This window comes from Kineococcus sp. GCM10028916 (assembly GCF_042674865.1).
Lineage (GTDB): Bacteria > Actinomycetota > Actinomycetes > Actinomycetales > Kineococcaceae > Kineococcus.
In genome coordinates this window covers 151,761-174,424 of the sequence record NZ_JBHTFM010000006.1, presented here as the reverse complement: position 1 = coordinate 174,424, position 22,664 = coordinate 151,761, and the positions used below count along the sequence as shown (strand labels likewise).

General features: G+C 73.2%; 21 protein-coding genes. 9 read left to right on the top strand and 12 right to left on the bottom strand.

Annotated elements, in window-relative coordinates:
• Window positions 1-70: 70 nt before the first annotated feature.
• Both ACFQ46_RS08005 and ACFQ46_RS08000 read left to right on the top strand, forming a co-directional pair.
• Window positions 71-1,219 carry a Gfo/Idh/MocA family protein gene (locus ACFQ46_RS08005; protein WP_380161319.1) on the top strand — a complete coding sequence of 383 codons (1,149 nt, stop codon included), beginning with the start codon at window positions 71-73 and terminating at the stop codon, window positions 1,217-1,219.
• A gap of 44 nt (window positions 1,220-1,263) precedes the next feature.
• Window positions 1,264-2,421, top strand: coding sequence for a dihydrodipicolinate synthase family protein (locus ACFQ46_RS08000; protein WP_380259227.1), 1,158 nt, complete (start codon window positions 1,264-1,266; stop codon window positions 2,419-2,421).
• A 19-nt stretch (window positions 2,422-2,440) separates the two neighbouring features.
• Here the strand turns inward: ACFQ46_RS08000 and ACFQ46_RS07995 are convergent, their stop codons facing one another.
• From ACFQ46_RS07995 to msrA, 4 genes are all read right to left on the bottom strand, one after another.
• Complete coding sequence (locus tag ACFQ46_RS07995; protein ID WP_380258886.1) at window positions 2,441-3,535, bottom strand: hypothetical protein; 1,095 nt, start codon at window positions 3,533-3,535, stop codon at window positions 2,441-2,443.
• Window positions 3,532-4,713: a sensor histidine kinase gene (locus tag ACFQ46_RS07990; protein ID WP_380258884.1), complete on the bottom strand. Its 1,182-nt coding sequence runs from the start codon at window positions 4,711-4,713 to the stop codon at window positions 3,532-3,534. The genes ACFQ46_RS07995 and ACFQ46_RS07990 overlap by 4 nt, the downstream gene beginning before the upstream one ends.
• Window positions 4,714-4,719: 6 nt before the next feature.
• Entirely contained in the window at window positions 4,720-5,400 is a 681-nt protein-coding gene (locus ACFQ46_RS07985) for a sigma factor-like helix-turn-helix DNA-binding protein (RefSeq protein ID WP_380258882.1), read from the bottom strand.
• 234 nt (window positions 5,401-5,634) lie between these two features.
• On the bottom strand, window positions 5,635-6,276 hold the full coding sequence (msrA, locus tag ACFQ46_RS07980) for a peptide-methionine (S)-S-oxide reductase MsrA (protein ID WP_380259226.1): 642 nt from the start codon (window positions 6,274-6,276) through the stop codon (window positions 5,635-5,637).
• A gap of 105 nt (window positions 6,277-6,381) precedes the next feature.
• On the opposite strand from msrA, the gene ACFQ46_RS07975 reads away from it, so the two are divergent.
• Complete coding sequence (locus ACFQ46_RS07975) at window positions 6,382-7,563, top strand: cystathionine gamma-synthase (RefSeq protein ID WP_380258880.1); 1,182 nt, start codon at window positions 6,382-6,384, stop codon at window positions 7,561-7,563.
• Between the two features lie 94 nt (window positions 7,564-7,657).
• Here ACFQ46_RS07975 and ACFQ46_RS07970 read toward each other — a convergent pair whose 3' ends face one another.
• Window positions 7,658-8,887: an MFS transporter gene (locus tag ACFQ46_RS07970; RefSeq protein WP_380258878.1), complete on the bottom strand. Its 1,230-nt coding sequence runs from the start codon at window positions 8,885-8,887 to the stop codon at window positions 7,658-7,660.
• 43 nt (window positions 8,888-8,930) lie between these two features.
• Window positions 8,931-10,973, bottom strand: a complete 2,043-nt coding sequence (locus ACFQ46_RS07965; protein ID WP_380258876.1) for a VWA domain-containing protein — start codon at window positions 10,971-10,973, stop codon at window positions 8,931-8,933.
• Between the two features lie 157 nt (window positions 10,974-11,130).
• Here ACFQ46_RS07965 and ACFQ46_RS07960 point away from each other — a divergent pair, with 157 nt between their 5' ends.
• Window positions 11,131-12,705 (top strand): CoA-acylating methylmalonate-semialdehyde dehydrogenase, encoded by a 1,575-nt coding sequence (locus ACFQ46_RS07960; RefSeq protein ID WP_380258874.1) that lies wholly within the window; start codon window positions 11,131-11,133, stop codon window positions 12,703-12,705.
• A gap of 31 nt (window positions 12,706-12,736) precedes the next feature.
• Window positions 12,737-13,345 carry a rhomboid-like protein gene (locus ACFQ46_RS07955; RefSeq protein ID WP_380258872.1) on the top strand — a complete coding sequence of 203 codons (609 nt, stop codon included), beginning with the start codon at window positions 12,737-12,739 and terminating at the stop codon, window positions 13,343-13,345.
• Here the strand turns inward: ACFQ46_RS07955 and ACFQ46_RS07950 are convergent.
• Entirely contained in the window at window positions 13,333-14,760 is a 1,428-nt protein-coding gene (locus ACFQ46_RS07950) for a sigma 54-interacting transcriptional regulator (protein ID WP_380258870.1), read from the bottom strand. The two genes, ACFQ46_RS07955 and ACFQ46_RS07950, sit on opposite strands and share 13 nt — an antisense overlap.
• Before the next feature lie 90 nt (window positions 14,761-14,850).
• On the opposite strand from ACFQ46_RS07950, the gene ACFQ46_RS07945 reads away from it, so the two are divergent.
• Window positions 14,851-16,059, top strand: a complete 1,209-nt coding sequence (locus ACFQ46_RS07945; RefSeq protein WP_380258868.1) for an AI-2E family transporter — start codon at window positions 14,851-14,853, stop codon at window positions 16,057-16,059.
• Between the two features lie 29 nt (window positions 16,060-16,088).
• Here the strand turns inward: ACFQ46_RS07945 and greA are convergent, their stop codons facing one another.
• Both greA and ACFQ46_RS07935 read right to left on the bottom strand, forming a co-directional pair.
• Window positions 16,089-16,586 carry a transcription elongation factor GreA gene (gene greA / locus ACFQ46_RS07940; protein ID WP_328292458.1) on the bottom strand — a complete coding sequence of 166 codons (498 nt, stop codon included), beginning with the start codon at window positions 16,584-16,586 and terminating at the stop codon, window positions 16,089-16,091.
• Between the two features lie 133 nt (window positions 16,587-16,719).
• Window positions 16,720-17,154, bottom strand: coding sequence for a DUF4307 domain-containing protein (locus ACFQ46_RS07935; RefSeq protein ID WP_380258866.1), 435 nt, complete (start codon window positions 17,152-17,154; stop codon window positions 16,720-16,722).
• 159 nt (window positions 17,155-17,313) lie between these two features.
• On the opposite strand from ACFQ46_RS07935, the gene mca reads away from it, so the two are divergent.
• A complete protein-coding gene (mca, locus tag ACFQ46_RS07930) occupies window positions 17,314-18,189 on the top strand; it encodes a mycothiol conjugate amidase Mca (RefSeq protein WP_380258864.1) in 876 nt (291 codons plus the stop codon).
• A complete protein-coding gene (locus ACFQ46_RS07925; protein WP_380258862.1) occupies window positions 18,186-18,488 on the top strand; it encodes a hypothetical protein in 303 nt (100 codons plus the stop codon). Before mca ends, ACFQ46_RS07925 begins: the two co-directional genes overlap by 4 nt.
• On the opposite strand, the gene ACFQ46_RS07920 is transcribed toward ACFQ46_RS07925, so the two are convergent.
• Window positions 18,479-19,411: a Gfo/Idh/MocA family protein gene (locus ACFQ46_RS07920; protein WP_380258860.1), complete on the bottom strand. Its 933-nt coding sequence runs from the start codon at window positions 19,409-19,411 to the stop codon at window positions 18,479-18,481. The two genes, ACFQ46_RS07925 and ACFQ46_RS07920, sit on opposite strands and share 10 nt — an antisense overlap.
• Window positions 19,408-19,827: a VOC family protein gene (locus tag ACFQ46_RS07915; protein ID WP_380258858.1), complete on the bottom strand. Its 420-nt coding sequence runs from the start codon at window positions 19,825-19,827 to the stop codon at window positions 19,408-19,410. Before ACFQ46_RS07915 ends, ACFQ46_RS07920 begins: the two co-directional genes overlap by 4 nt.
• A 107-nt stretch (window positions 19,828-19,934) precedes the next feature.
• On the opposite strand from ACFQ46_RS07915, the gene ACFQ46_RS07910 reads away from it, so the two are divergent.
• Window positions 19,935-21,989 (top strand): thioredoxin domain-containing protein, encoded by a 2,055-nt coding sequence (locus ACFQ46_RS07910; RefSeq protein ID WP_380258856.1) that lies wholly within the window; start codon window positions 19,935-19,937, stop codon window positions 21,987-21,989.
• Here the strand turns inward: ACFQ46_RS07910 and ACFQ46_RS07905 are convergent.
• A complete protein-coding gene (locus tag ACFQ46_RS07905; RefSeq protein WP_380258854.1) occupies window positions 21,979-22,659 on the bottom strand; it encodes a hemolysin III family protein in 681 nt (226 codons plus the stop codon). The genes ACFQ46_RS07910 and ACFQ46_RS07905 overlap by 11 nt on opposite strands.
• Between the last annotated feature and the right edge of the window lie 5 nt (window positions 22,660-22,664).

Below are 22,664 nucleotides of genomic sequence, written 5' to 3'. Positions count from 1 at the left end.
TCCTTGCACGGGGCGACCGCCCTGGCCTAGCCTCTGGAAAGCGCATTCCCGAACTCTCTTGGAGGCAGCGATGGTGCACCGCCTCGGTGTGGTCATGAACGGCGTCACGGGCCGGATGGGGTACCGCCAGCACCTGCTGCGGTCCGTCCTCGCCATCCGCGAACAGGGTGGGGTGGAACTCCCCGACGGTTCCCGGGTCCAGCTGGAACCCCTCCTCGTGGGGCGTTCCGAGGACAAGCTCCGCGAGATCGCCGAACGTCACGACCTGCAGCACTGGACGACCGACCTCGACGCGGCGCTCGCCGACGACGACTACCCGCTCTACTTCGACGCGCAGGTGACCTCCGCGCGCGAACGCTCGATCCTGCAGGCGATCGCCGCAGGCCGCCACGTCTACACCGAGAAGCCCACCGCGGAGAGCGTCGAGGGAGCCCTCGAACTCGCCCGCGCCGCCGCCCGCGCGGGAGTCAAGAACGGCGTCGTCCACGACAAGATCTTCCTCCCCGGGCTGCGGAAGCTGAAGCGCCTCGTCGACTCCGGGTTCTTCGGCGAGATCCTCTCCGTCCGCGGGGAGTTCGGGTACTGGGTGTTCGAGGGCGACTGGCAGCCCGCGCAGCGCCCCAGCTGGAACTACCGCGCGGAGGACGGCGGCGGGATCGTGGCCGACATGTTCTGCCACTGGAACTACGTGCTGGAGCAGACCATCGCCCCCGTCGAGGCCGTGACGGCGAAGGCCGTCACCCACGTGCCGGTCCGCTACGACGAGAAGGGCGAGGCGTACAAGGCCACGGCCGACGACGCCGCGTACGCCATCTTCGAGCTCGAGGGCGGGATCATCGCCCAGCTCAACTCCTCGTGGGCGGTCCGCGTGGACCGCGACGAACTCGTCGAGTTCCAGGTCGACGGGACCCTCGGCAGCGCCGTGGCCGGGTTGTTCTCCTGCCGGGTCCAGCCGCGTTCGGTGACCCCGAAGGCCGTCTGGAACCCCGACCTGCCCGAGCAGCACCGCTACCGCGACGACTGGGCCGTCGTCCCGGACAACGAACCCGTGGACAACGGGTTCAAGGTCCAGTGGGAGCAGTTCGTCCGCCACGTCGTCGCCGACACCCCCCACCCCTACGACTTCCTCTCCGGCGCACGGGGTGTGCGCCTCGCGCAGGCCGGACTGGAGTCCTCGGCGCAGGGACGGCGCGTGGAGATCACGGAGCTGTCGCTGTGACCACGCTGACGCAGGGGCGTGCGCGGACGGGGCAGGTGCTCCGACTGCCCCGTCGGGGCAGCGACGGTTCCGTGGAACTCGTCGAGCACGCCGTGCACGAACCCGTCGCGTGGGAGGTCCCGTCCGGCCCGGCCCGGTCCAGGACGGTCTTCGCCGCGGCCCACGTCGTCCCCCGGGCCGGGGCCGAGAACGTCCCCGGCGCGGTCGCCGACCTCGACTGGGACGCGACGCTGGCGTTCCGGCGCCGGCTGTTCTCGCTCGGTCTCGGGGTGGCCGAGGCGATGGACACCGCGCAACGCGGGATGGGCCTCGACTTCGCCGCGACGACGGAACTCGTGCGCCGCAGCGCCGCCGAGGCCGCGGCCGTCGGCGGCGCCATCGCCGCGGGGGTGGGCACCGACCAGCTCGCCCCCGGCCCGCACGGCCTCGACGTCGTCCGCGCCGCCTACGAGGAACAGCTCGCGATCGTCGAGGACGCCGGCGCCCAGCCCATCCTCATGGCGAGCCGGCACCTCGCCGCGAGCGCCCAGGGCCCGGAGGAGTACCTCGCGCTGTACTCCGGCCTGCTGTCCCAGGTCCGCCGGCCCGCCGTGCTGCACTGGCTGGGGGAGGTGTTCGACCCCGCGCTGGCCGGGTACTGGGGCTCGCGCGACGTCGCCGCGGCGACCGACACCTTCGTCGAGCTGGTGCGGGCCAACGCCTCCCACGTCGACGGGGTCAAGGTGTCGCTGCTCGACGCGGACCACGAGAAGGCGTTGCGCGCCCGGCTGCCCGAGGGGGTCCGGCTCTACACCGGCGACGACTTCAACTACCCCGACCTCATCCAGGGCGACGGGCAGTTCCACTCCGACGCCCTGCTCGGCATCTTCGCGGGCATCGCGACCGTCGCCGCCGCGGCCCTGGTCCGCCTCGACGCCGGTGACGTCACCGGGTTCCGGGCGGCCCTCGACCCGACGGTCCCGTTGGCGCGGCACGTGTTCGGGGCGCCCACGCCCTACTACAAGGCCGGGATCGCCTTCCTGAACTGGCTGGACGGCCGCCAGCCCGGGTACGCGATGGTCGGGGGTCTGCACTCCGCCCGCAGCGCCGTGCACCAGGCCGAGACGTTCCGCCTCGCCGACGAGGCCGGCGTCCTCGGCGACCCCGACCTCGCCGCGCGTCGACTGCGCGACTACCTCGCCGTCCACGGCTTCCCCGTCTGAGCCCCACCCGCGCGGGGCCTCAGCGGGGTGGGCGCAGGTCCGCCCAGAGCGAACCTGCCCCGTCGAGCAGGTCGACCTCCGTCTCCACCGTGAGCGGGGTCCCGCGCAGTTCCGCCGCCCGCAACGACGTCGCCACCGCGTCGGCGTCGGCGGCGGAACCGTCGACGGACAACGTCGCGTGCCGCCCGCCCGGGGTGAGGCGCAGGGTGACCCGGGCGTCGGTGCAGACCCGCAGCGCGGGAGCCAGGACCGCCCGCACGGCGGCGACGAACTCGGGTGGGTCCTCGACCCCGGTGCCGCGGTCGTCGACGACGTCCACGGTGCAGCCGCGCGCCCGGGCCTCGCGCAGGCTGGCCCGGACGGTGTCGTCGAGGAGTTCGCGGGCGCGCAGGTCGTCGCGCAGCTGCCGTTCCAGCACCAGGGCGCCCCGGGACAGCAACGACCACGTCGGGGCCTCGGGCCGGGTCATCGCGACCCGGCGCAGGAGCGGTACGACACCGTGCTCCAGGTCCTCGCGGCGTTCCCGGGCGCTCGCGTCCCGGGCCTGCGTGCTCGCCTGCGCGGCGGTCGCCCGTCCGGTGTCGGCGTCGTAGCGGGCGACGTCGCGGGCGGTGCGGTCGAAGACGAACCGGACCCCGACCGAGGCGGTGAACCAGACGATGGCCGGCTGGTTCAGCGCCGCGAACACCACCGCCCGGTCCGGCAGGTCGGAGCCGGCGACGAGGACACCGAGCACCGCGGCGGAGGCGAGTTCGGCGATCAGCCCCGGCAGCCACTGCCGACGCATCACCAGCGCGGCGACGACGATCTGGGTCAGTCCCGGCCAGTAGTCGCCGTAGGTGCGCCACAACGACTCGTCGAGGAACGGGGTGACGGCCAGCCCGCTCAGCGGCACGACGAGCGCCATCCCCAGGGCGGCGCGGGTGGAGAGGTCCAGCGGCCGCCCGAGCAGGGGACGGACCGCGACGGCGCTCACGACGAGGACGACGGTCAGGGCCAGCAGCGACAGCGCGGGCGCCCGGTGCTGGTGCAGGGACAGCAGCGCCACCAGCGGCCCGTGCGAGAACAGCCAGATGACCGTGCCGATGAGACAGGCCCGCTGGACCCCGGTCACCCCACGACCTCGGCGGTGACGTCCAGCAACGGGACGCCGAGCAGGACGACGGTGCCGACCCCCGGGACCGAGCGCACCAGCGCCCGGCCGCCGACGACGTCGGCACGCCGACGCACCGAGACCGCCAGACCGAGGCGGGGGGTGGCGCGACGGGTGTCGAACCCGACCCCGTCGTCGCGCACCTCGACGCTGAGGCGGCCCCGCGGCACGTCCGCGCGGATCCGGACCCGGACGGTGGGCGCAGCCCCCGCCGACGACCCGTGCCGCACCGCGTTGCGCACGGCCTCCGCCGTCGCCGCGACGAGGGCCTCGAGGGTCTCCGGGGCGAGACGGCCGACGGGGACCCGTGGCGTGCTCAGCACCGCCTGCGGGTGCAGCGCGAGGACGGTGTCCTGCAGGCGCGACACCGTCTCTCCCAGCCCGACCGGTGCCGGGTCGCGCAGACCGGGGGAACCCGCGTCGATGCTCACGAGCGCCCGCTCCGCGGCGGCCGCGGCGCGCACCCGGTCGGCGACGTCGTCGCGGGCGTGCGCGGTCAACGACAGCGAGGCGAGCACGTCGTCGTGCACGATGCCGTCCCAGTGGGAGTTCTCCAGCTCCACCGCGCGGGCCGCGGCCGCGGCGGCCGCGGCGCGATCGGCGGTGGTGCGGGCCGACCCGACCTGGTGGGCCGCGTCGTGCACGGCCTGGACGGCGACGGACACGGCGATCGCGACGACGAGCAGTCCGACGGCCTCGAGGACGCCGACGTCGGGGGCGACGAACCAGACGCCGCTGACCTGCAGCAGCCCCCGCAGGGCGAGGTGCAGGACCGTCAGCCCCAGCGTCCCCCTCAGCGACGGCGCGGCCACCGCACCGGCGCCCACGGTCAGCGCGGAGAGCGCCAGCACCCACGGGACGTCGTCGTCGGCGCGGGTCGCCAGCAGCGGGTAGCCGGCCAGGGCCAGGTCGCCGAGGACGACCAGGCCCCACGCGGGGACCTGGCAGGAGCCCCGGCGGACGGCCTGGGTCAGCAGCACCGCCAGGATCACCAGGTAGCCGGCGCAGATCGAGGCGGACCAGGCGACGGGGAACTGCGAACGCCCGGCGAGCAGGTTCGTCACGACGGTCGGCGCGACCGAGACCAGACCCAGGGCCAGGACGAGCGCCAGGAGGCGCTGGACGCCGCGGCGCGTCACCTCAGGTCAGTCCCGCAGGTCACGGAGACCCGGGGCGGGGGAGGCCAGCGGGGCGAGGACGCCGTCCTCGACCGCACGGCGGTAGAGCTCCATGCGGGTGTAGGCGGGCCGGTCCAGCGCCGCGTACTTCGCGCGGATCCGTTTCAGGTAGCTCTTGGCCGTCTCGAGCGTGACGCCGAGGCGCAGGGCCACCGACCGGGCGGGCATGCCCCCCGCGTACAGCTCCAGGACGCGTCGCTCCTGCGGGGACAGGTGCGACGTGAGCGTCTCGTCGACCTGCAGCGCGGCCGCGGTCTCGGCGGACTGCAGGGTGTCGCCGTCCGCGATGGACCGCAGCGCCTCGGCGACCGTCGCCACCGGGCGGTCCTTGAGCAGGACGCCCTGGGCGCCGGCCTGCAACGCCTCCAGCGCCTCGGCGTGCGCGCGTCCCTCGGTGTAGACGAGGACGCGGCTGCCGGCCTCGAGGAGGGAGCGGACGTTGTCCGCCGGGCGCGAGTCGTCGCCCAACCTGAGGTCGAGCAGGACGACGTCCGGCCCGGGGGCCCCCTGCAGCTGGAACAGCAGGTCGGGGACGGTCGGTGCGGTGGCGACGAACTGCAGGGCCGCGTCCAGCCGGGCCAGCTCGAGCTGGAGACCGGTGAGGAGCGCGGGGTGGTCGTCGACCGCCGCGATGCGCAAGATGGTCACGTCGGTCCTCCTTCCGGGCCGAGGCTACCGGGATCTTGGACCGCCTGCTGCCGGGTGGGGACGACGGTGCACCCCGAAAGGGGGGTGTGCGGATGGTGCCGACCAGGCACCCCCCTCTGCGAGGATCGTCGCAGGCACCCCGCCGGGGGGACGGGTGGCCGAGCATGCGCTGGGGGGCGTACGCACACGAGGGGACGGTGCCCACGGGCACCGTCCCCTCGTGGCGTCAACGGGTCAGTCGCCCGTCGAGACCAGACCGATCTGGCAGGTCAGACCGTTCGGACCGTGGTTGCAGTAGCCGTTGGGGACCTTGTCCAGGTACTGCTGGTGGTAGTCCTCGGCGTACCAGAACGGGCCCGCGTCGGAGGCCTTGCGGATCTCCGTCGTGATCTGGCCGTGCTTGTGCTCGCTGAGCTCGCGCTGGAACGTCTCGCGCGTCTTCTGCGCGGCGTCCCACTGCTCGTCGGTGGTCGTGTAGATCGCGGAGCGGTACTCCGTGCCGCGGTCGTTGCCCTGGCGGAAGCCCTGGGTCGGGTCGTGGTTCTCCCAGAACGTCTTCAGCAGGACCTCGGGGCTGACCCGGGTGGGGTCGTAGGCGACCAGGACCGTCTCGGCGTGGCCGGTGCGCCCGGTCGTCGACTCGTCGTAGGTCGGGTTCTTCGTGAAGCCACCCTGGAAGCCCACCGCCGTCGTCACGACGCCCGGGACCTGCCAGAAGATGCGCTCCGCGCCCCAGTAGCAGCCCATGGCGAACGAGATCACCTCGGTGCCCTCGGGCCACGGGCCTTCGAGCGGGGTACCGAGGACCGTGTGGGTCGTCGGGACCTCGAAGCGTCGCGTCTCCGAGCCCTTGAGGGCCTCGTCCGCGGTCACCATCGTCGTCTTGAACGGGTTGCCGAACAGCACGTCACCAGCTCCTTCTCCGCCGTCGTGTCTTCCTCAACCACGGTCGCGGCCCGGACGTTCCCTAGTCTTGTCCTCGTGACTGATGCGCAGCTGCCAGGCTTCTCCACCCGAGCCATCCACGCCGGCCAGGAGGCCGATCCCTCGACCGGGGCCGTGGTGACGCCGATCTACCAGGTCTCCACCTACAAGCAGGACGGCGTCGGCGCGCTGCGGACCGGGCTCGGCGCGGGCTACGAGTACTCGCGCTCCGGCAACCCGACCCGCGCCTCGCTGGAGACCCAGCTCGCCGCCCTCGAGCAGGGGGCCGCCGGGTTCGCCTTCGCCTCCGGTCTCGCCGCCGAGGACGGGATCCTCCGGGCCCTGCTCAAGCCCGGCGACCACGTCGTCATCCCCAACGACGCCTACGGCGGCACCTACCGGCTGGTGAAGCGGGTCGTCGAACCGTGGGGCGTGGAGCACACCCCGGTCGACCTGGCCGACCTGGACGCCGTGCGCGCCGCCGTCCAGCCCGGCCGGACCCGCCTGGTGTGGCTGGAGACGCCGACCAACCCGCTGCTCACCGTCGGCGACATCGCGGCCATCGCCGAGATCACCCACGCCGCGGGGGCCCTGCTCGTCGTGGACAACACCTTCGCGACGCCCTACCTGCAGACGCCGCTGACCCTCGGCGCCGACCTCGTGATCAGCTCCACCACCAAGTACGCCGGCGGGCACTCCGACGTCGTCGGCGGGGCCGTCGTCGTGCGCGACGGCGAGGACGGGCGGGGGAACTCCCTCGCCGAGCGCATCGGCTTCCACCAGAACTCCCTGGGCGCGGTGCCCGGTCCCTTCGACTCCTGGCTCGTCCAGCGCGGGCTGAAGACCCTCGCCGTCCGGATGGAACGCCACTGCGACAACGCCGAACGCGTCGTCGAGTTCCTGCAGTCCCACCCGCGGGTCACGAGGATCCTGTACCCGGGCCTGCCCGAGCACCGCAACCACGACGTCGCCGCCCGGCAGATGAAGCGCTTCGGCGGGATGATCAGCTTCCGCCTGGCCTCGGTCGAGGACGCCCTGAGGGTCTGCGGGGCCACGCAACTGTTCACCCTGGGGGAGTCCCTCGGCGGGGTCGAGTCCCTCGTCGAGCACCCCGGCCGGATGACCCACGCCTCGGTGGCGGGTTCGCTCCTCGAGGTCCCCGACGACCTCGTCCGGCTCTCCGTCGGGATCGAGGACGCCGACGACCTCGTCGCCGACCTCGCGCAGGCGCTGGGCTGAGTCGCACGTGGGATCGTTGCCTCCCCGAGGACGCTGAGCGACCCCGGGGAGGCAACGATCCCACCCGTCCAGCCGCCCACCCAGCCGCCGTGGGTCAGTCGCCGTGGGCCACGTGGCGCAGCGGCCGCCAGATCAGGACGACGAAGACCGCCGACCCGGCGAAGGCGAACCAGAACGGCGCGGTCACGCCGAAGTGCTGCGACAGAACGGCTCCGAACCCGCTCCCGATGGCGAGACCACCGAACGTCCCGACGGTGTTGACGGCGCCGACCCGGCCCTGCAACCCGTGCGGGACGGCGCGCTGGCGCACGGTGATCGACGTCGAGCCCCAGACGAACGCGTGCGCGCCGAAGACGAAGAACACGGGGAGCGCCACCCACGGGGTCCGGGCCAGCGCGAGGCCGAGGTGGGTGAACGTCTCGACCACCAACCCGATCCGCATGAGGTTGCCCAGGGAGACGTGGCGGGTGATCCAGCCGTAGGCCAGGACGCCGACGATGCCGCCGGCCGCTCCGACGGTGGTCACGAGGCCGAAACCGATCTCGCCGAGCCCGATCCGCTCCCGCGCGTAGAGGACGAGGACCGACCAGGCGGCGCCGAAGGTGACGTTGAAGATGAAGATCGTCGCCACGAGGACCCGCACGGCCGGGTGGTGGGCGGTCCAGCGGATCCCCTCCGCGACGTCGTGCCAGGGCGTGGTGCTCGCGCGTTCCGCGTCCCGCGCGGGGAGGCGCATCCGGGCGACGAACACCGCGGCGAGGGCGCAGAGCCCGGCCTGGGCCGCGAACGGGGTCGCGTGGGCGAGCGTGAAGAGCAGGGCGCCCAGCGGTGGGCCGGCCAGCTGGTTCACCGTCACGAAACCCGTCTGGATGCGGGCGTTCGCGACCGCCAGGTCGTCGCGGGCGACGAGCACCGGCAGCAGCGTGCTCGCGGTGTTGTCCGCGAAGACCTCGGCGGTGGCGAGCAGGAACAGCGCGCCGAGGACGAGCGGGATGCCCGCGTTCCCGGTCGCGACGACGACGGCCAACGCCACCAGGACCAGCGCCCGCACGACGTCGACGGTGAGCACGATCAGGCGCCGGTCGACCCGGTCGGAGAGCACCCCGGCCCCCAGACCGAAGAGCAGGGGCGGCAGCCACGCCGCGAGCGCGGCCAACGCGACCGGGAACGCGTCGTCGGTGAGGGAGGCGACGAGCAGCGGCCCCGCCGCGAGCGCCAGCCCGTCGCCCAGGTTGCCGGCCCAGCTGGAGGCGATGAGCCAGCGGAAACCCGTCCCGAGCCGGCGGGGGAGGACGACCTCGACCACGCGGGCGGCGCTGCTCACCCGAGCACCGTGGCACACCCCTCCCGGTGGGGACCAGCGGGTTCTAGGAGGCCCGGCGGTTCCCCCGTCGCCCGGCCCGCGAGCGCAGGTAGTCGTCGACGACGTACTGCCCCAGCCGTTCGGGGCTGGGGGAGAGGACCCGCCCGCCGTTGCGCCGGGCCACGGCCTCGACGAAGCGGCGCAGCCCCGGGTCCTCGCCGAGCATGAACAGGTTGATCGTCGCGCCGAACCGGGTGAGCTGGTCGACCTCCTGCACGGTGGCCCGGATGGTGGCCTGCGTCGGCGGCCACTGGAACACCGCCTCGGGGGTGCCGTAGGTGTCGTCGAGGTGGGCGGTGGGTTCCCCGTCGGTGATGACGAGGACGACGGGTTCGGCGTCGGGGTGGCGCCGGACGTGGCGGCGGGCCAGGCTCAGCGCGTGCTGCAGGTTGGTACCCTGCACGAAGTCGGGTTCGACCTCGGCGAGTTCGCCGACCGTCATGGGCTGCGCGTGCAGCCCGAACCCGATGATCTGCAACGCGTCGTTGGGGAACTTCGTCGAGATCAGGTGCGACAGCGCCAGCGCCGTCTCCTTCATCGGACCCCAGCGACCCTCGGCGGCCATCGAGTACGACAGGTCGACGCACAGCGCGACGGCGGCCCCCGCGCGACGTTCGGTCTCGACGACCTCGAAGTCCTCCCAGGACAGCTTCACCGCCCCCGTGCGTCCCTGCGCCGCACCGCGCTTCAGCGCGTTCGAGACGGTCCGGACGACGTCGAGGGGTTGCTCGTCGCCGAACTCCCAGCCCCGCGTGGACCCGGTCGGTTCACCGCCCGCACCGGCGTCGCGGTTGTCGTGGTCGCCGCGACCACCCGCGTCGAGGCGACCCAGCACGTCGCGCAACGCCGTCTGGCCGAGCCGGCGCAACGCCTTGGGGGACAGCGTGAGTCCCTCGGAGGAGCGGGACAGCCACCCCTGCCGCTGGAGTTCCCGCTCGAGGTCGCGCAACCGGCGCAGGTCGTCGGCGGCGCCGCGGCCGAGCTGGCGTTCCAGGGTGTCGACGTCGACGTCGTCCAGCGTCGCACCGGGGTGCTCCTGGCCGAGCTGGTCGAGCAGGTCGTCGAGCTCGGAGATGTCCTGCAGCGCGTCGGCCGCCTCGCCGTAGCCGAGGGGTTCGCTGCCGCGCTGACCGCGGACCCGTTCCCCGCGGGAGAAGTCCAGGTCGGGGCGCAGGGCGCGCAGGTTGTCGTTGAGCTGGGACATCTGCGCCTGGAGGTCGACGTCGTCGCCCATGGCCTGCTGCATCAGCGAGGACAGCTCGTCGCGCTGCTGCGGCGAGAGCGAGCGCATCAACCGCGACGCCGCCGCGGCGCGGCGGGCGAGGGAGTCGACCAGGTCGTCGAGGTTCTCGATGCCCTCCTCGCCGAGGGTGTCGCCGTGCTTGGCCATGAACTCGTCGAAGTCGGCCTGGGTGTCCTCCCCCCGGGCCTTCTTGGCGAGGAGGTCGTTGAGGTCGCTCATCATGTCCTTGAGCGCCTGCACGCTGGACGGGTCACCGCTCTCCAGCGCCTGCTTCATGCCGCGGAACTGCTGGTCGAGCACGTCGTTGCGCAGGCTCTCGAGGATCTGCTGGTACTGCTGGCGGGCCGACTCGCTGGCCCACTGGTAGTCCTCGAGGTCGCGGACGGCCTGGGCGGTGGAGCGGGGGAGCGCGTCGAGGCGGGCCTCGCTGAAGCGGGCGTCGTCGCCGTCGCGGCCGGAGAGCTCGTCGCGTTCGGCGGCGAGGGCCTGGTCGAGCTGGGCACGGGCCTTGGTCAGGGCGCCGTCGAGGTCCCCGCGGCGGGCCGCGTCACGACGCATCCGGGCGGCCCGGGCGCGCAGGTCGTCCATGCCGGAGCGGCCGTCGGGGCCGTTGCGCAGCAGGTCGCGCAGGGCGTCGCGCAGCGATCCACCGCGCAGGACCTGCTGGCCGACCTCGTCCAGCGCCGCCCGGACGTCGTAGGGCGGGGCCAGCGGGTCGGGGCCGCCCGCCCACTCGCCGTAGCGGTACCGTCCGCCGCGTCGCCTGCTCCAGCTGTCCCGACCGCCCGCATCACGTCCTGCCACGCCTCAGAAGCTACGTCCGACCTCGGACATCCGCCACGGGCTTCTCGACGGAGCGTCGCCCGACCCCTGATTTCCATGACAGTTTGTCTGGACAAAGGGGGTCGTCCGGGTGGCATGATGGGCCGCGTTCGACACCTTGGCGGGAGTCGTCCCGCCGATGACGTCCGAGGAGGGCTTCGTGACCACCACCACCGCCAGCACCACCGCCGACGCTGGTGCGCTGGACCTACCGCTCGTGCCGCACTGGATCTCCGGTGCCGCGACGAACGGTTCCAGCGACCGAGCGGCGGACGTCTACGACCCGGCCACCGGCAAGCGCACCAAGACCGTCGCCCTCGCCTCGCCGCAGGACGTGGACGCCGCCGTCGCCGCCGCCAAGGCCGCGTTCCCGGCCTGGCGCGACACCTCCCTCGCGCGGCGCACCACGATCCTGTTCAAGTTCCGCCAGCTCCTCGACGAGCGCAAGGGCGAGCTCGCCGAGATCATCACCTCCGAGCACGGCAAGGTCGTCTCCGACGCCCTCGGCGAGGTCTCGCGCGGCCAGGAGGTCGTGGAACTCGCCTGCGGCATCAACCACCTGGTGAAGGGCGCGTTCACCGAGAACGCCTCCACCAAGATCGACGTCTACTCCATCCGCCAGCCGCTGGGCGTCGTCTCGATCATCTCGCCGTTCAACTTCCCGGCGATGGTCCCGATGTGGTTCTTCCCCGTCGCCATCGCGGCCGGCAACACCGTCGTCCTCAAGCCGAGCGAGAAGGACCCCTCCGCGGCGAACTTCATCGCCCGGCTCTGGAAGGACGCGGGGCTGCCCGACGGTGTCTTCAACGTCCTGCACGGCGACAAGGTCGCCGTCGACGGTCTGCTGACCCACCCCGACGTCGCCTCCGTCTCCTTCGTGGGTTCCACCCCGATCGCGAAGTACGTCTACGAGACGGGCACCGCGCACGGCAAGCGCGTCCAGGCCCTCGGCGGTGCGAAGAACCACATGCTGGTCCTGCCCGACGCCGACCTCGACCTGGCCGCCGACGCGGCCGTCAACGCCGGGTTCGGCTCCGCCGGGGAACGCTGCATGGCCGTCTCCGCCCTCGTCGCGGTGGACTCGGTCGCCGACGAGCTCATCGCCAAGATCAAGGAACGCGTCGCGACCCTGCGCACCGGTGACGGCCGGCGCGGGTGCGACATGGGCCCCCTGGTCACCGGCGCCCACCGCGACAAGGTCACCGGCTACGTCGACGCCGGCGTCACCGAGGGCGCGGAACTGGTCATCGACGGCCGCGAGGTCGTCCCGGACGCGCAGGACGACGAGGCTGCCGCGGACGGCTTCTGGCTCGGGCCGACCCTCTTCGACAAGGTCGGCACCGACATGTCGATCTACACCGACGAGATCTTCGGGCCGGTCCTCTCCGTCGTGCGCGTCGAGAGCTACGCCGAGGGTCTGGACCTCATCAACGCCAACAAGTACGGCAACGGCGTCGCCATCTTCACCAACGACGGCGGGGCCGCGCGGAAGTTCCGCAACGAGGTCCAGGTCGGGATGATCGGCATCAACGTGCCGGTCCCCGTCCCGGTCGCGTACTTCTCCTTCGGAGGCTGGAAGCAGTCGCTCTTCGGCGACACCCACGCCCACGGCGTCGAGGGCGTGCACTTCTTCACCCGCGGCAAGGTCGTCACCGAACGCTGGCTCGACCCCAGCCACGGCGGCCTGAACCTGGGGTTCCCGCAGAACGACTGAGTCTCACAGGGGGCGCGTCCACACTGGGTGGGTGCGCCCCCTCCGTCGTCACCTGCGGGGTGCCGAGATCGCCCTGGTCTACGCCGTCGTCGTCCTCGTGGTGTTCGCCGCCCTGCAGTTCCAGCCGGACCGCGACCAGGTGGCGTTCGTCCAGGACTCCAGCACCAACCTCGCGAACCTGCGCCGGTTCCCGTTCCGGGTGCTGCTGCTGTCCTCGATCGTCGTCCCGGACGGCGCGGGCCTGCTCATCCTCGTCCCGCTCGTCATCGCCCTGACCGCCTGCACCCGGTGGCTGGGCCGGGTTCCCACCCTGCTGGCGTTCGGGTTCGGCCACGTCGGCGCCACCCTGACGGTCGCCGTGGTGCTCGCCGCCCAGCTGACCCACGGCCGACTCGACCCGGGCGTCGCGCACGCGCCCGACGTCGGGGTCAGCTACGGGCTGGCGTGCGTCATCGGTCTGCTCGCGGCCAGGGTGCCGCGACGGGTGCGGCTGCCCTACGTCCTGCTGCCCGCCGCCGCACTCGTCGCGATCCTGGCCCTCGCGCCGGACTTCACCGCGGTGGGCCACCTCATCGCCCTCGGAATCGGCCTGACCTTCGCGCTCGTGGCCCACCGGGCCAGGCAGGCTCAGCTGCCGTAGACCGTCCGGCCGTCGTCGAGGACGAGCTTGTCGAGACGCCGCGTCAGGTGCAGGGACTCGAGGACGAACTCGACCCCCGACGCCGCACGACCCGCGGTGGCGTCTGCCAAGCCCAACCGGTCCAGGACGTGCGCGAGCCCCGCGATCGTCCCGACCTGTTCCAGCAGCTTCTCCGCCGGCACCAGGTCACCGGTCTCGACGGTGCGACCCTCGGTCACGAGTTCGGAGAACCCGGACAGTTCGGCCCCGCCCAGCAGCGAGCGGTAGGTCTCCGCGATCGCGGTGCGCAGCAGGTGCTCGAGGACCTCGACCTCCCGGCCCTCCTCACCCTGCTCGAACTCCACCTTGCCGCCGAGCACGCTGACGACGGTGTGCAGGTCCCCCACGCGGGCGACGGGGTCCCCGGTCTCGCCGGACAACGCGTGCCGGCGCAGGGCGGCCGCGGAAACCGTCTCGGCCGCCGCGATCGAGAACCGGGCCGAGACGCCGGAGGCCGGGTCGACGGCGGGCGACTCGCGCACCGCGCGGGTGAACCGGGCGATCACCTCGAGGAGGTGCTCCGGCACCTCCGCGACGACGTCGGCCTCCTGACGGACGAGGTCGATCTCGGTGGACACCTCCAGCGGGTAGTGCGTGCGCACCTCGGCCCCGAAGCGGTCCTTCAACGGCGAGATGATCCGGCCGCGGTTGGTGTAGTCCTCGGGGTTCGCGCTCGCCACCAGCAGCAGGTCCAGCGGCAACCGCAGCTGGTAGCCGCGGACCTGGATGTCGCGCTCCTCCAGGACGTTCAGCAGCGACACCTGGATGCGTTCGGCGAGGTCGGGGAGTTCGTTGACGGCGAAGATCCCGCGGTTGGTGCGGGGCACCAGGCCGAAGTGGATCGTCTCCGGGTCGCCCAGGGCCCGACCCTCGGCGACCTTCACCGGGTCGACGTCGCCGATGAGGTCACCGACGGAGGTGTCCGGGGTGGCGAGCTTCTCGCCGTAGCGCAGCGAGCGGTGCAACCAGGCGACCGGCAGGTCGTCGCCCTCGGCCGCCACCCGGCGCCGCGAGGCCGGCGTGAGGGGTGCGTAGGGGTGCTCGTTGAGCTCGCTGCCCTCGATGACGGGCGTCCACTCGTCGAGCAGACCGACGAGGGAACGCAGCAGCCGGGTCTTGCCCTGGCCGCGTTCGCCGAGCAGGACGACGTCGTGGCCGGCGAGCAGGGCCCGTTCCAGTTCGGGCGCGACGGTGTCCTCGTAGCCGACGACACCGGGGAAGCGGTCCTCACCCGCCCGCATGCGGGCGACGAGGTTGGTGCGCAGTTCCTGCTTGACCCCGACGTGGCGGTGCCCGGAGGCCCGGAGCGCGCCGAGGGTGCGGGGGAGTTCGGCAGGGGGTTCGAGGGGGAGCGTGGGAATCTCACTGGTGCTCACGAGGTGAAACCTACGTCCGGTCGCGACGATGCGCACCGGTGTTCGCGCCCAGCACGGGCTGAGCGGCCCACCGGGGGGCAGGATGATCCCGTGCAACGCGCTGTCGACCGCCCGGGCAACGACCCGGTCCACCACCCGTCCCGCCCCTACGTGTCGCCGGCGCTGCGCCTCGCGGCCGAGTGGTCCTGGCGGTTCCTCGCCGTCGTCGCCGCGGTCTACGTCCTGGCGAAGGGTCTGAGCTTCGTCAGCGAGATCCTCATCCCCGTCCTGGTGGCGCTGCTCATCACCGCCCTGCTCGGGCCGCTCGTCGGCCGCGCGCACCGCGTGGGGGTGCCGCGTCCCGTCGCCGCGCTCGTGATCCTGCTGCTGGCGCTCGCCATCGTCGCCGGTCTCGTCACGCTCATCTCCACCCAGGCCGCCAGCGGGTTCGGCGACCTGTCCGACTCCGCCACCGAGGGCGTCGGCGAGGTCGAGCGCTGGCTCTCCAGCGGCCCGCTGCACCTGTCGTCGTCGTCGATCTCGGGCTACGTCGACCAGGTGGAGACGGCGATCTCCGACAACCGCGACGCCATCGTCTCGGGGGCGACCTCGGTCGCCACCACGGCCGGGCACCTCGTGGCCGGCTTCTTCATCACCCTGTTCGCGACGTTCTTCTACCTGCTCGAAGGCCGTCGGATCTGGTCCTGGTTGCTGCACCTCCTGCCGCAGCCGGCCCGTGACCCCCTCGACGACGCCGCGCGCTCGTCGTGGCTGACCCTCGTGCACTACATGCGCGCCACCGTCATCGTCGCCTTCGTCGACGGCGCGGGAGTGGCGATCGGGGCGGCCATCCTGCAGGTGCCGCTCGCGGTGCCGCTCGGGCTCGTGGTGTTCCTGGGTGCGTTCATCCCGATCGTCGGGGCCCTGCTGTCCGGCATCGTCGCCGTGCTCGTCGCCCTCGTGGCCCAGGGGCCCGTCGTCGCGCTGATCATGCTCGGCGTGATCATCCTGGTCCAGCAGGTCGAGAGCCACCTGCTGCAGCCCTTCCTCATGGGCCGTGCGGTGGCCGTGCACCCGCTGGCCGTGATCCTCGCCGTCGCGGGCGGGGCGACCGTCTTCGGGATCGTCGGTGCCCTCTTCGCGGTGCCGCTCGTCGCGGTGCTGAACACCGGCGTCTCAGCGCTGGCCCGCGCGGGGAGACCCACCGAGGAGGTCGCCGAGATCGACGCCTCGGACGCGCCGCTGGCCCCCGACGCTCCCGCACCCAACGACGCCTCCGAGCACCTCGACGACGAGGGCGCGACGGACGTCAAGCGCTGAGGTGGGTCCCGAACGGTGGGATCGTTGCCTCAGGCGTGGAACGGCTCGCTGCTGAGGATCTTCACGGGCACCTTCTTGCCGCTCGGCGCGGTGTAGGCGACCTCGGTCCCGGGCTGCTTGCCGATGATCGCCGCGCCCAGCGGCGACTTCTCGCTGTACACGTCGAGACCGGCGCCGTCGCCCATCTCGCGGCTGCCGAGCAGGAAGACCATCTCCTCGCCGGCCAGCTCGACCGTCACGACCGAGCCGAGGGTGACCTCGCCGGCCACCGACGGCGGGGCCTCGCCGACCTGCGCGGTCTCGAGCAGGTGGCGCAGCTGACGGATGCGCAGCTCCTGCTTGCCCTGCTCCTCCTTGGCGGCGTGGTAGCCCGCGTTCTCCTTGAGGTCGCCCTCCTCGCGCGCCTGCTCGATGCGCTTGGCGAGCTCGGTGCGGCCTTCCCCGGCGAGGTGGTCGTACTCCGCCTTCAGCCGGTCGAAGGCGTCCTGGGTCAGCCACGTCACGCTGCCGGTGGTCGTCTCGCTCACGGTCTGCTCCCTGTCACGTGCCCCGGACGGGCCTGGTGCCCCCCCGCAAACAATCGAGCCGCCGGCCCCGCGACCGCGGGAGCGAGCGACTCGAACGGTCAAGCCTAGTCCTCGAAGCTGGACCGCTCCACCGCTACTCCACCGTGCTGCAGGACTCCACGCCCACCGTCACGGCCCGCGACGTCGTCCTGACCTGCACCGACTCCTGGACGTCGCGCTCGTTCGAGGCGGGGACGTCGACCTGCAGCAGCCCCACCTCGGAGGACCCGTCGTCGAGGGCGTGCACCTGGCAGCGCACGGCCGTCCCCGGCTCGCGGGTCACGCTGAAGCGGATCTCGGCGGTCCGGTCGTCGACGATGGTGTGGCTGATCTCCTGGTACGCCGCGCCCGAGGACTGCGCCACCGAGACCCACACGCCGTAGGCGATGACCAGCACCGCGCCGACGATCGCGGCGCCCAGTCGCACCGGACTGCGGTACCAGCGCCTGCCGGTGCGCCGGGGACGACGTCCGTAGCGTTGCGCGAGCACGTCGGGGGGAAGGTCCCGGGGCGCCTGGCGGCTGGACACGGTGAGCTCCTGGGGTGACGGGCGAGGGTGGTGCTCGCGGGGCGGGACGGATCGGCGAGGATGGACCCCGATCGTCCCACCCGCCCGGCGCGGGAGGGGACGCAGAGGGCGACAGGTACACGGGGAAGAGGGATCAAGGTGGCGGAGACGTTGCGGCTGATGGCTGTGCACGCCCACCCGGACGACGAGTCGAGCAAGGGTGCGGCCTCGATGGCGCGCTACGTCTCCGAGGGGGTCGAGGTGCTGGTCGTCTCGTGCACCGGTGGGGAACGCGGCGACGTGCTGAACCCGCGGCTGAAGGAGAACGCCTCCCTGCTGCGGGACATGGGGGAGTACCGCCGGCACGAGATGGCCGAGGCCGCACGCATCCTCGGGGTGCAGCACCGCTGGCTCGGCTACGTCGACTCCGGGTTGCCCGAGGGCGACCCGCTGCCGCCGCTGCCGAGCGGGTGCTTCGCGCTGACCCCGGAGGAGTTCACCGTCGACGCGCTGGTCCACGTCGTGCGCGAGTTCCGTCCGCACGTGATGACGACCTACGACGAGTCGGGCGGCTACCCGCACCCGGACCACATCATGACCCACGTCGTCTCCCGCGCCGCCTTCGACGCCGCCGCGGACCCGGCGAGGTTCCCGCAGGCCGGGGAACCGTGGCGGACCTCCAAGCTCTACTACCACGCGAACTTCTCCCGGGCCCGGATGCGCACCTTCCACGAGGCGCTGCTCGCTCAGGGCAAGGAGTCGCCCTTCGCGGAGTGGATCCAGCGCATGGACGACGAGGCGGCGAACCCCGACGCCCCCAAGCGCACCGAACTCGAGATCACCACGCGGATCGAGTGCGCGGACTTCTTCGAGACCCGGGACCGGGCGCTGCTGGCGCACGCCACCCAGATCGACCCCGACGGCTGGTTCTTCGGGGTCCCGCTGGAACTCCAGCGGGAACTGTGGCCGACCGAGGACTACCACCTCGCGCTGAGCCACGTCCCCACGACGACCCCCGAGGACGACCTGTTCGCCGGGCTGCGGGACGGCGCGTGATCACCGCTCTGCTCGTGGCGGCGACGCCGTCGCCCACGTCGACGACCACGAAGACGGTCGACCCGAACCTGGTGAACCCCGGGTTGTGGGGTTTCCTGGCGCTGTTCTTCCTGGCGCTCGCCGTGTACCTGCTGGGCCGCAGCATGGCCCGGCGGGTGCGCGCGGTGAACCAGCGCGCGCGCCTCGAGGAGGAGGCAGAGGCCGAACGCGCCGCCGCCGAGTCCGAGGAGGTCGCGGTGCGACGAGCCCACGCCTCCGACGCCCCCGCCGGCGACGAGGAACCCCCGGCTCAGGGCTGAGCCCGCACCACCGTCGCGTGGTCGGGACGGGCCAGGTGCTCCTCGACCGCGGCCAGCACCGCGACCACCGCGCGCGCGGTGGTGACGTCCAGCGGGTCGGCGACCCCGGTCTCCGCCGCGGCACGCAGCCGGTCCACGGCGCGGCGGAGACCCTCCTGCGGGGTCCCGTGGAAACGGGGTAGCTCGTGCCTGCCACCCGGTCCCCAGATCGTCGCGGAGGATCCGCCCGTTCCCGCGGGCGCGGTGAGGGTCAGCGACAGTTGCGTGCCGGCGCCGTGCGCGTGTTCCAGCGAGACGGTCACGGCGTCGCGCACGCCCCGTCCGGCGACGACGCGGCTCACCGGGCCGAAGAGTTCGTGGACGATCGACAGCGCGTGCGGTCCGGTGTCCCAGGACCCGAGGCTCGCCCGGCGCCACGGGGAGTCGCCGTACGGGTTCCCCGGGGTGTCGATGCTCCCCGCCCACCGGAACATCCCGCCCTCCCAGGGGCCGTGCTCGTCCGCGAGCCCCCGCATGCGCGCCAGCCAGTCCGTGATGTCCGGCTGGAACAGGTAGGTCAGGTAGGTGATCGAGGCGACGCCCGTCTCCCGGGTCGCCGCGACGACGTCGTCGGCCCCGACCAGGTCGAAGGCCAGCGGTTTCTCCAGGAGCAGGTGCTTGCCGCGCCGTGCCGCGGCGGCGGCCAACGGGGCCTGGACGTCGGGGGGCAGGGCGATGGTGACCGCGTCGACGGCGTCGAGGAACGCGTCGAGGTCGTCGAACCCGGAGCCGCCGAACTCGTCGGCCGCCGCGCGGGCCTTCGCGAGGTCGCGTCCGTGGAACCCCACCAGTTCCACGTCCGGGTGCTCCTGCAGCGCCGCGCCGTGACACGTGCGGGCCCAGTACCCGGTGCCCAGGACCCCGAAGCGCACCGGCGCGCTCACGGTGCCTCGACCAGTTCGACCAGCGTCATCGTCCGCAGCATGACGAAGCAGATCCGCCGGCCGCCGAACGCGACGGCCGGGACCGGCGGCGAGACCACCCGCGCCCCCACGGCCTGGAACTGCGCGACGCTGTCGTCGAAGGTGGGCGTCTCGTAGGCCTGCTGGTAGATCCGTGCCGGCCCCTTCAGCCACGGGTCCAGCGTCGTGCTGCCCTCGAGGTTCACGAGGAGCTCGACGCGCGGCTGTCCCGGCGCGACGAGGAAGCGGCCCCGGACGCCCTGCGTCGGGTCCTCGAAGTCGGGACCCTCCGGGGTGTAGCCGAGGAGTGCGTACCCGGCCTGTTCCCGGTCCAGGTCGCGGCAGGCGACGCCGACGTGGTGGAACGTGAGCCCGGCGACGGGGAGCGGATCGGTCACGGGGCGACGCTACCGGCTGCCCCGGGAGGCGGGTCGGGCCCCGCGCGCCCGCCCTTCCCCGCCGCCGTCGGCGAGCCCGCGGGGGAGGGGCGTGACACCGTGAACCCGTGCCGAACCGCCTCCACCGCTCCACCAGCCCGTACCTGCTCCAGCACGCCCACAACCCCGTCGACTGGCAGGAGTGGGGGCCCGAGGCCTTCGCCGAGGCCGCCGCGCGGGACGTCCCGGTGCTCGTCTCCACCGGCTACGCGGCGTGCCACTGGTGCCACGTCATGGCCCACGAGTCCTTCGAGGACCCCGAGACCGCGGCCGAGATGAACGCCGGGTTCGTGTGCGTGAAGGTCGACCGCGAGGAACGGCCCGACGTGGACGCCGTCCACATGGCCGCGACGACGGCCATGACGGGGCAGGGGGGCTGGCCGATGACGACGTTCTGCACCCCCTCGGGTGAGGTGTTCTACGCGGGCACCTACTTCCCGCCCCGGCCGCACCCGCAGCTCCCCTCGTTCCGGCAGGTCCTCGGTGCGGTCGGCGAGGCCTGGCGCGAACGTCGCGAGGAGGTCCTGGCCTCCAGCGGGCGGATCGCCGCGGCCCTCGGGTCGATGACCCCCTCCGCCGGGGAGGTGCCCGACGCCGACGCGCTGGACCGCGCCGTCGACGCCCTCGCCGCCGAGGAGGACGTCGTCCACGGCGGTTTCGGCGGTGCGCCGAAGTTCCCGCCGGCCATGGTGGTGGAGTTCCTGCTGCGCCACGCCGCCCGGACGGGGTCCGACGTCGCGGCCGGGCTGGCCGAGCGGACCCTCACCGCCATGGCCCGCAGCGGCATGGCCGACCAGGTCGGTGGCGGGTTCGCCCGCTACGCCGTCGACGCCGGCTGGGTCGTCCCGCACTTCGAGAAGATGCTGTACGACAACGCGTTGCTGGCCCGTGCGTACCTGCACTCCTACCGGGCCACGGGTTCCGCGGAGCACCGCCGGGTCGCCGCGCAGGCGTGCGAGTTCCTGCTCACCGACCTGCGCACCCCGCAGGGCGCGTTCGCCGCGTCCCTCGACGCCGACACCCCCGTGCTCGACGCCGACGGCACGGAGCACGCGGTCGAGGGCGCCACCTACGTGTGGACCCCGGGCGACCTCGTCGAGGTCCTCGGCCTCGACGACGGGCCCTGGGCCGTCACCCTCCTCGGCGTCACCGAGCAGGGGACCTTCGAGCACGGCACGTCGACGGCCCGGCTCACCCGGGAGCTCACCGGCGACGAGGCCGTCCGCTGGAACCGGGTGCGGGAACGGCTCGCCGCGGCCCGCACCGACCGTCCGCAACCCGCCCGCGACGACAAGGTCGTGCTGGCCTGGAACGGGTTGGCCATCGCCGCCCTCGCTGAGGCCGGCGCGCTCCTCGGTCGCCCGGACCTGCTGCTGGCCGCCGACGAGGCGGCCCGCTTCCTCCTCGAGGTCCACCGCACCGACGACGGCTGGCGCCGGGTCTCGCGCGACGGTGTCGTCGGCCGACCCGCCGCCGTCCTCGAGGACCTCGCCGACCTGGCCGAGGGGCTCCTCGCCCTGCACGCGGCGACGGGGGAGCGACGCTGGTTCGAGGTCGCGCGCGACCTGGGCGAGGAGGTCCTCGCCCGCTTCACCGGGGAGGACGGGTCGTTCCTCGACGTCGCCGACGTCGACCCGGCGCTGTCCGCCGCCCGCGGTGGGGCCGGTGCCCCGTCCGACCCCTCCGACGGGGCCACCCCGTCGGGGACGTCCGCGGCCGCCGGCGCCCTGCTCAGCCTCGGCGCCCTCACCGGCGAGGCCCGGTTCCGCGACGGTGCCCTGCGCGCCCTCGCCACCGTCGGGGTGCTCGCCGCGGCGTCCCCGAGGTTCGCCGGCTGGGGCCTCGCCGTCGCCGAGGCGTTGGCCGACGGTCCCCGCGAGGTCGCCGTCGTCGGCGAACCCGGGGACGCGGGAACCGCTGCGCTGCACCGCACGGCGCTCGCCGGAACCGCCCCGGGGCTGGTGATCACTCGCGGGGTTCCTGGCGGTTCCGTGCCGGAACTGCTGAAGGACCGGGGCCTCGTCGGCGGTCTCGCAGCGGCCTACGTGTGCCGCGGCCAGGTCTGCGACCTGCCTCGCACGGACGTCGCGGAGCTCGCGGCGGCGCTGGGGGTCAGGCGCTGACCCGGTAGGTCGCCAGCGAGATGGCGACGTAGTGGGCGGCGAAGGCGACGACGGTGAAGGCGTGGAACACCTCGTGGAACCCGAACCAGCGGGGACTCGGGTTCGGGCGCTTCGTGCCGTAGGCGAGGGCACCGAGGCAGTAGAGCAGCCCACCGACGGCCACCAGCACCGCGACGGCCACCCCGCCGCCCCTGCCGAACGCGGGCAGGTACCCGACGGCCACCCAGCCGAGCGCCACGTAGGAGGGGGTGTACAGCCACCGGGGCGCACCGATCCAGAACACCCGGAACGCCACCCCGGCCAGCGCCCCGGCCCAGACCAGGACGAGCAGGAACCGCGCCCTGCCCTCCGGCAGGGTGGCCACCGCCAGCGGGGTGTAAGTGCCGGCGATGAGCAGGAAGATGTTGCTGTGGTCCATGCGCCGCAGCACGGCCTCCGCGCGCGGCGACCACGTCCCGCGGTGGTAGACCGCGCTGGTGCCGAACATCAGGGCCGCGGTGAGCGCGAAGACCAGGGCGGCGACCCGGGTCCTCGGGGTCGGGGCCAGGCAGACGAGGGCGGTCCCCGCGACGAGCACCGCGGGGAAGGTCCCGGCGTGCAGCCACCCCCGCAGCCGGGGTTTCAGCCTGGCGCGCGCCGCCGCGGTCTCGTGGGGGAGGTCCACCGTCATGTCGC

What these genes read in the sequence shown, in the direction of transcription:
- ACFQ46_RS08005 (WP_380161319.1), top strand. Translation starts at nt 71, where the DNA reads ATGGTGCACCGCCTCGGTGTGGTCATGAACGGCGTCACGGGCCGGATG.
- msrA (WP_380259226.1), bottom strand. Translation starts at nt 6,276, where the DNA reads ATGGTGACCGCGGACGAGGCCCTCAAGGGCTCGGAGACGCGACGCTTC.
- ACFQ46_RS07960 (WP_380258874.1), top strand. Translation starts at nt 11,131, where the DNA reads ATGACGTCCGAGGAGGGCTTCGTGACCACCACCACCGCCAGCACCACC.
- mca (WP_380258864.1), top strand. Translation starts at nt 17,314, where the DNA reads ATGGCTGTGCACGCCCACCCGGACGACGAGTCGAGCAAGGGTGCGGCC.
- ACFQ46_RS07905 (WP_380258854.1), bottom strand. Translation starts at nt 22,659, where the DNA reads ATGACGGTGGACCTCCCCCACGAGACCGCGGCGGCGCGCGCCAGGCTG.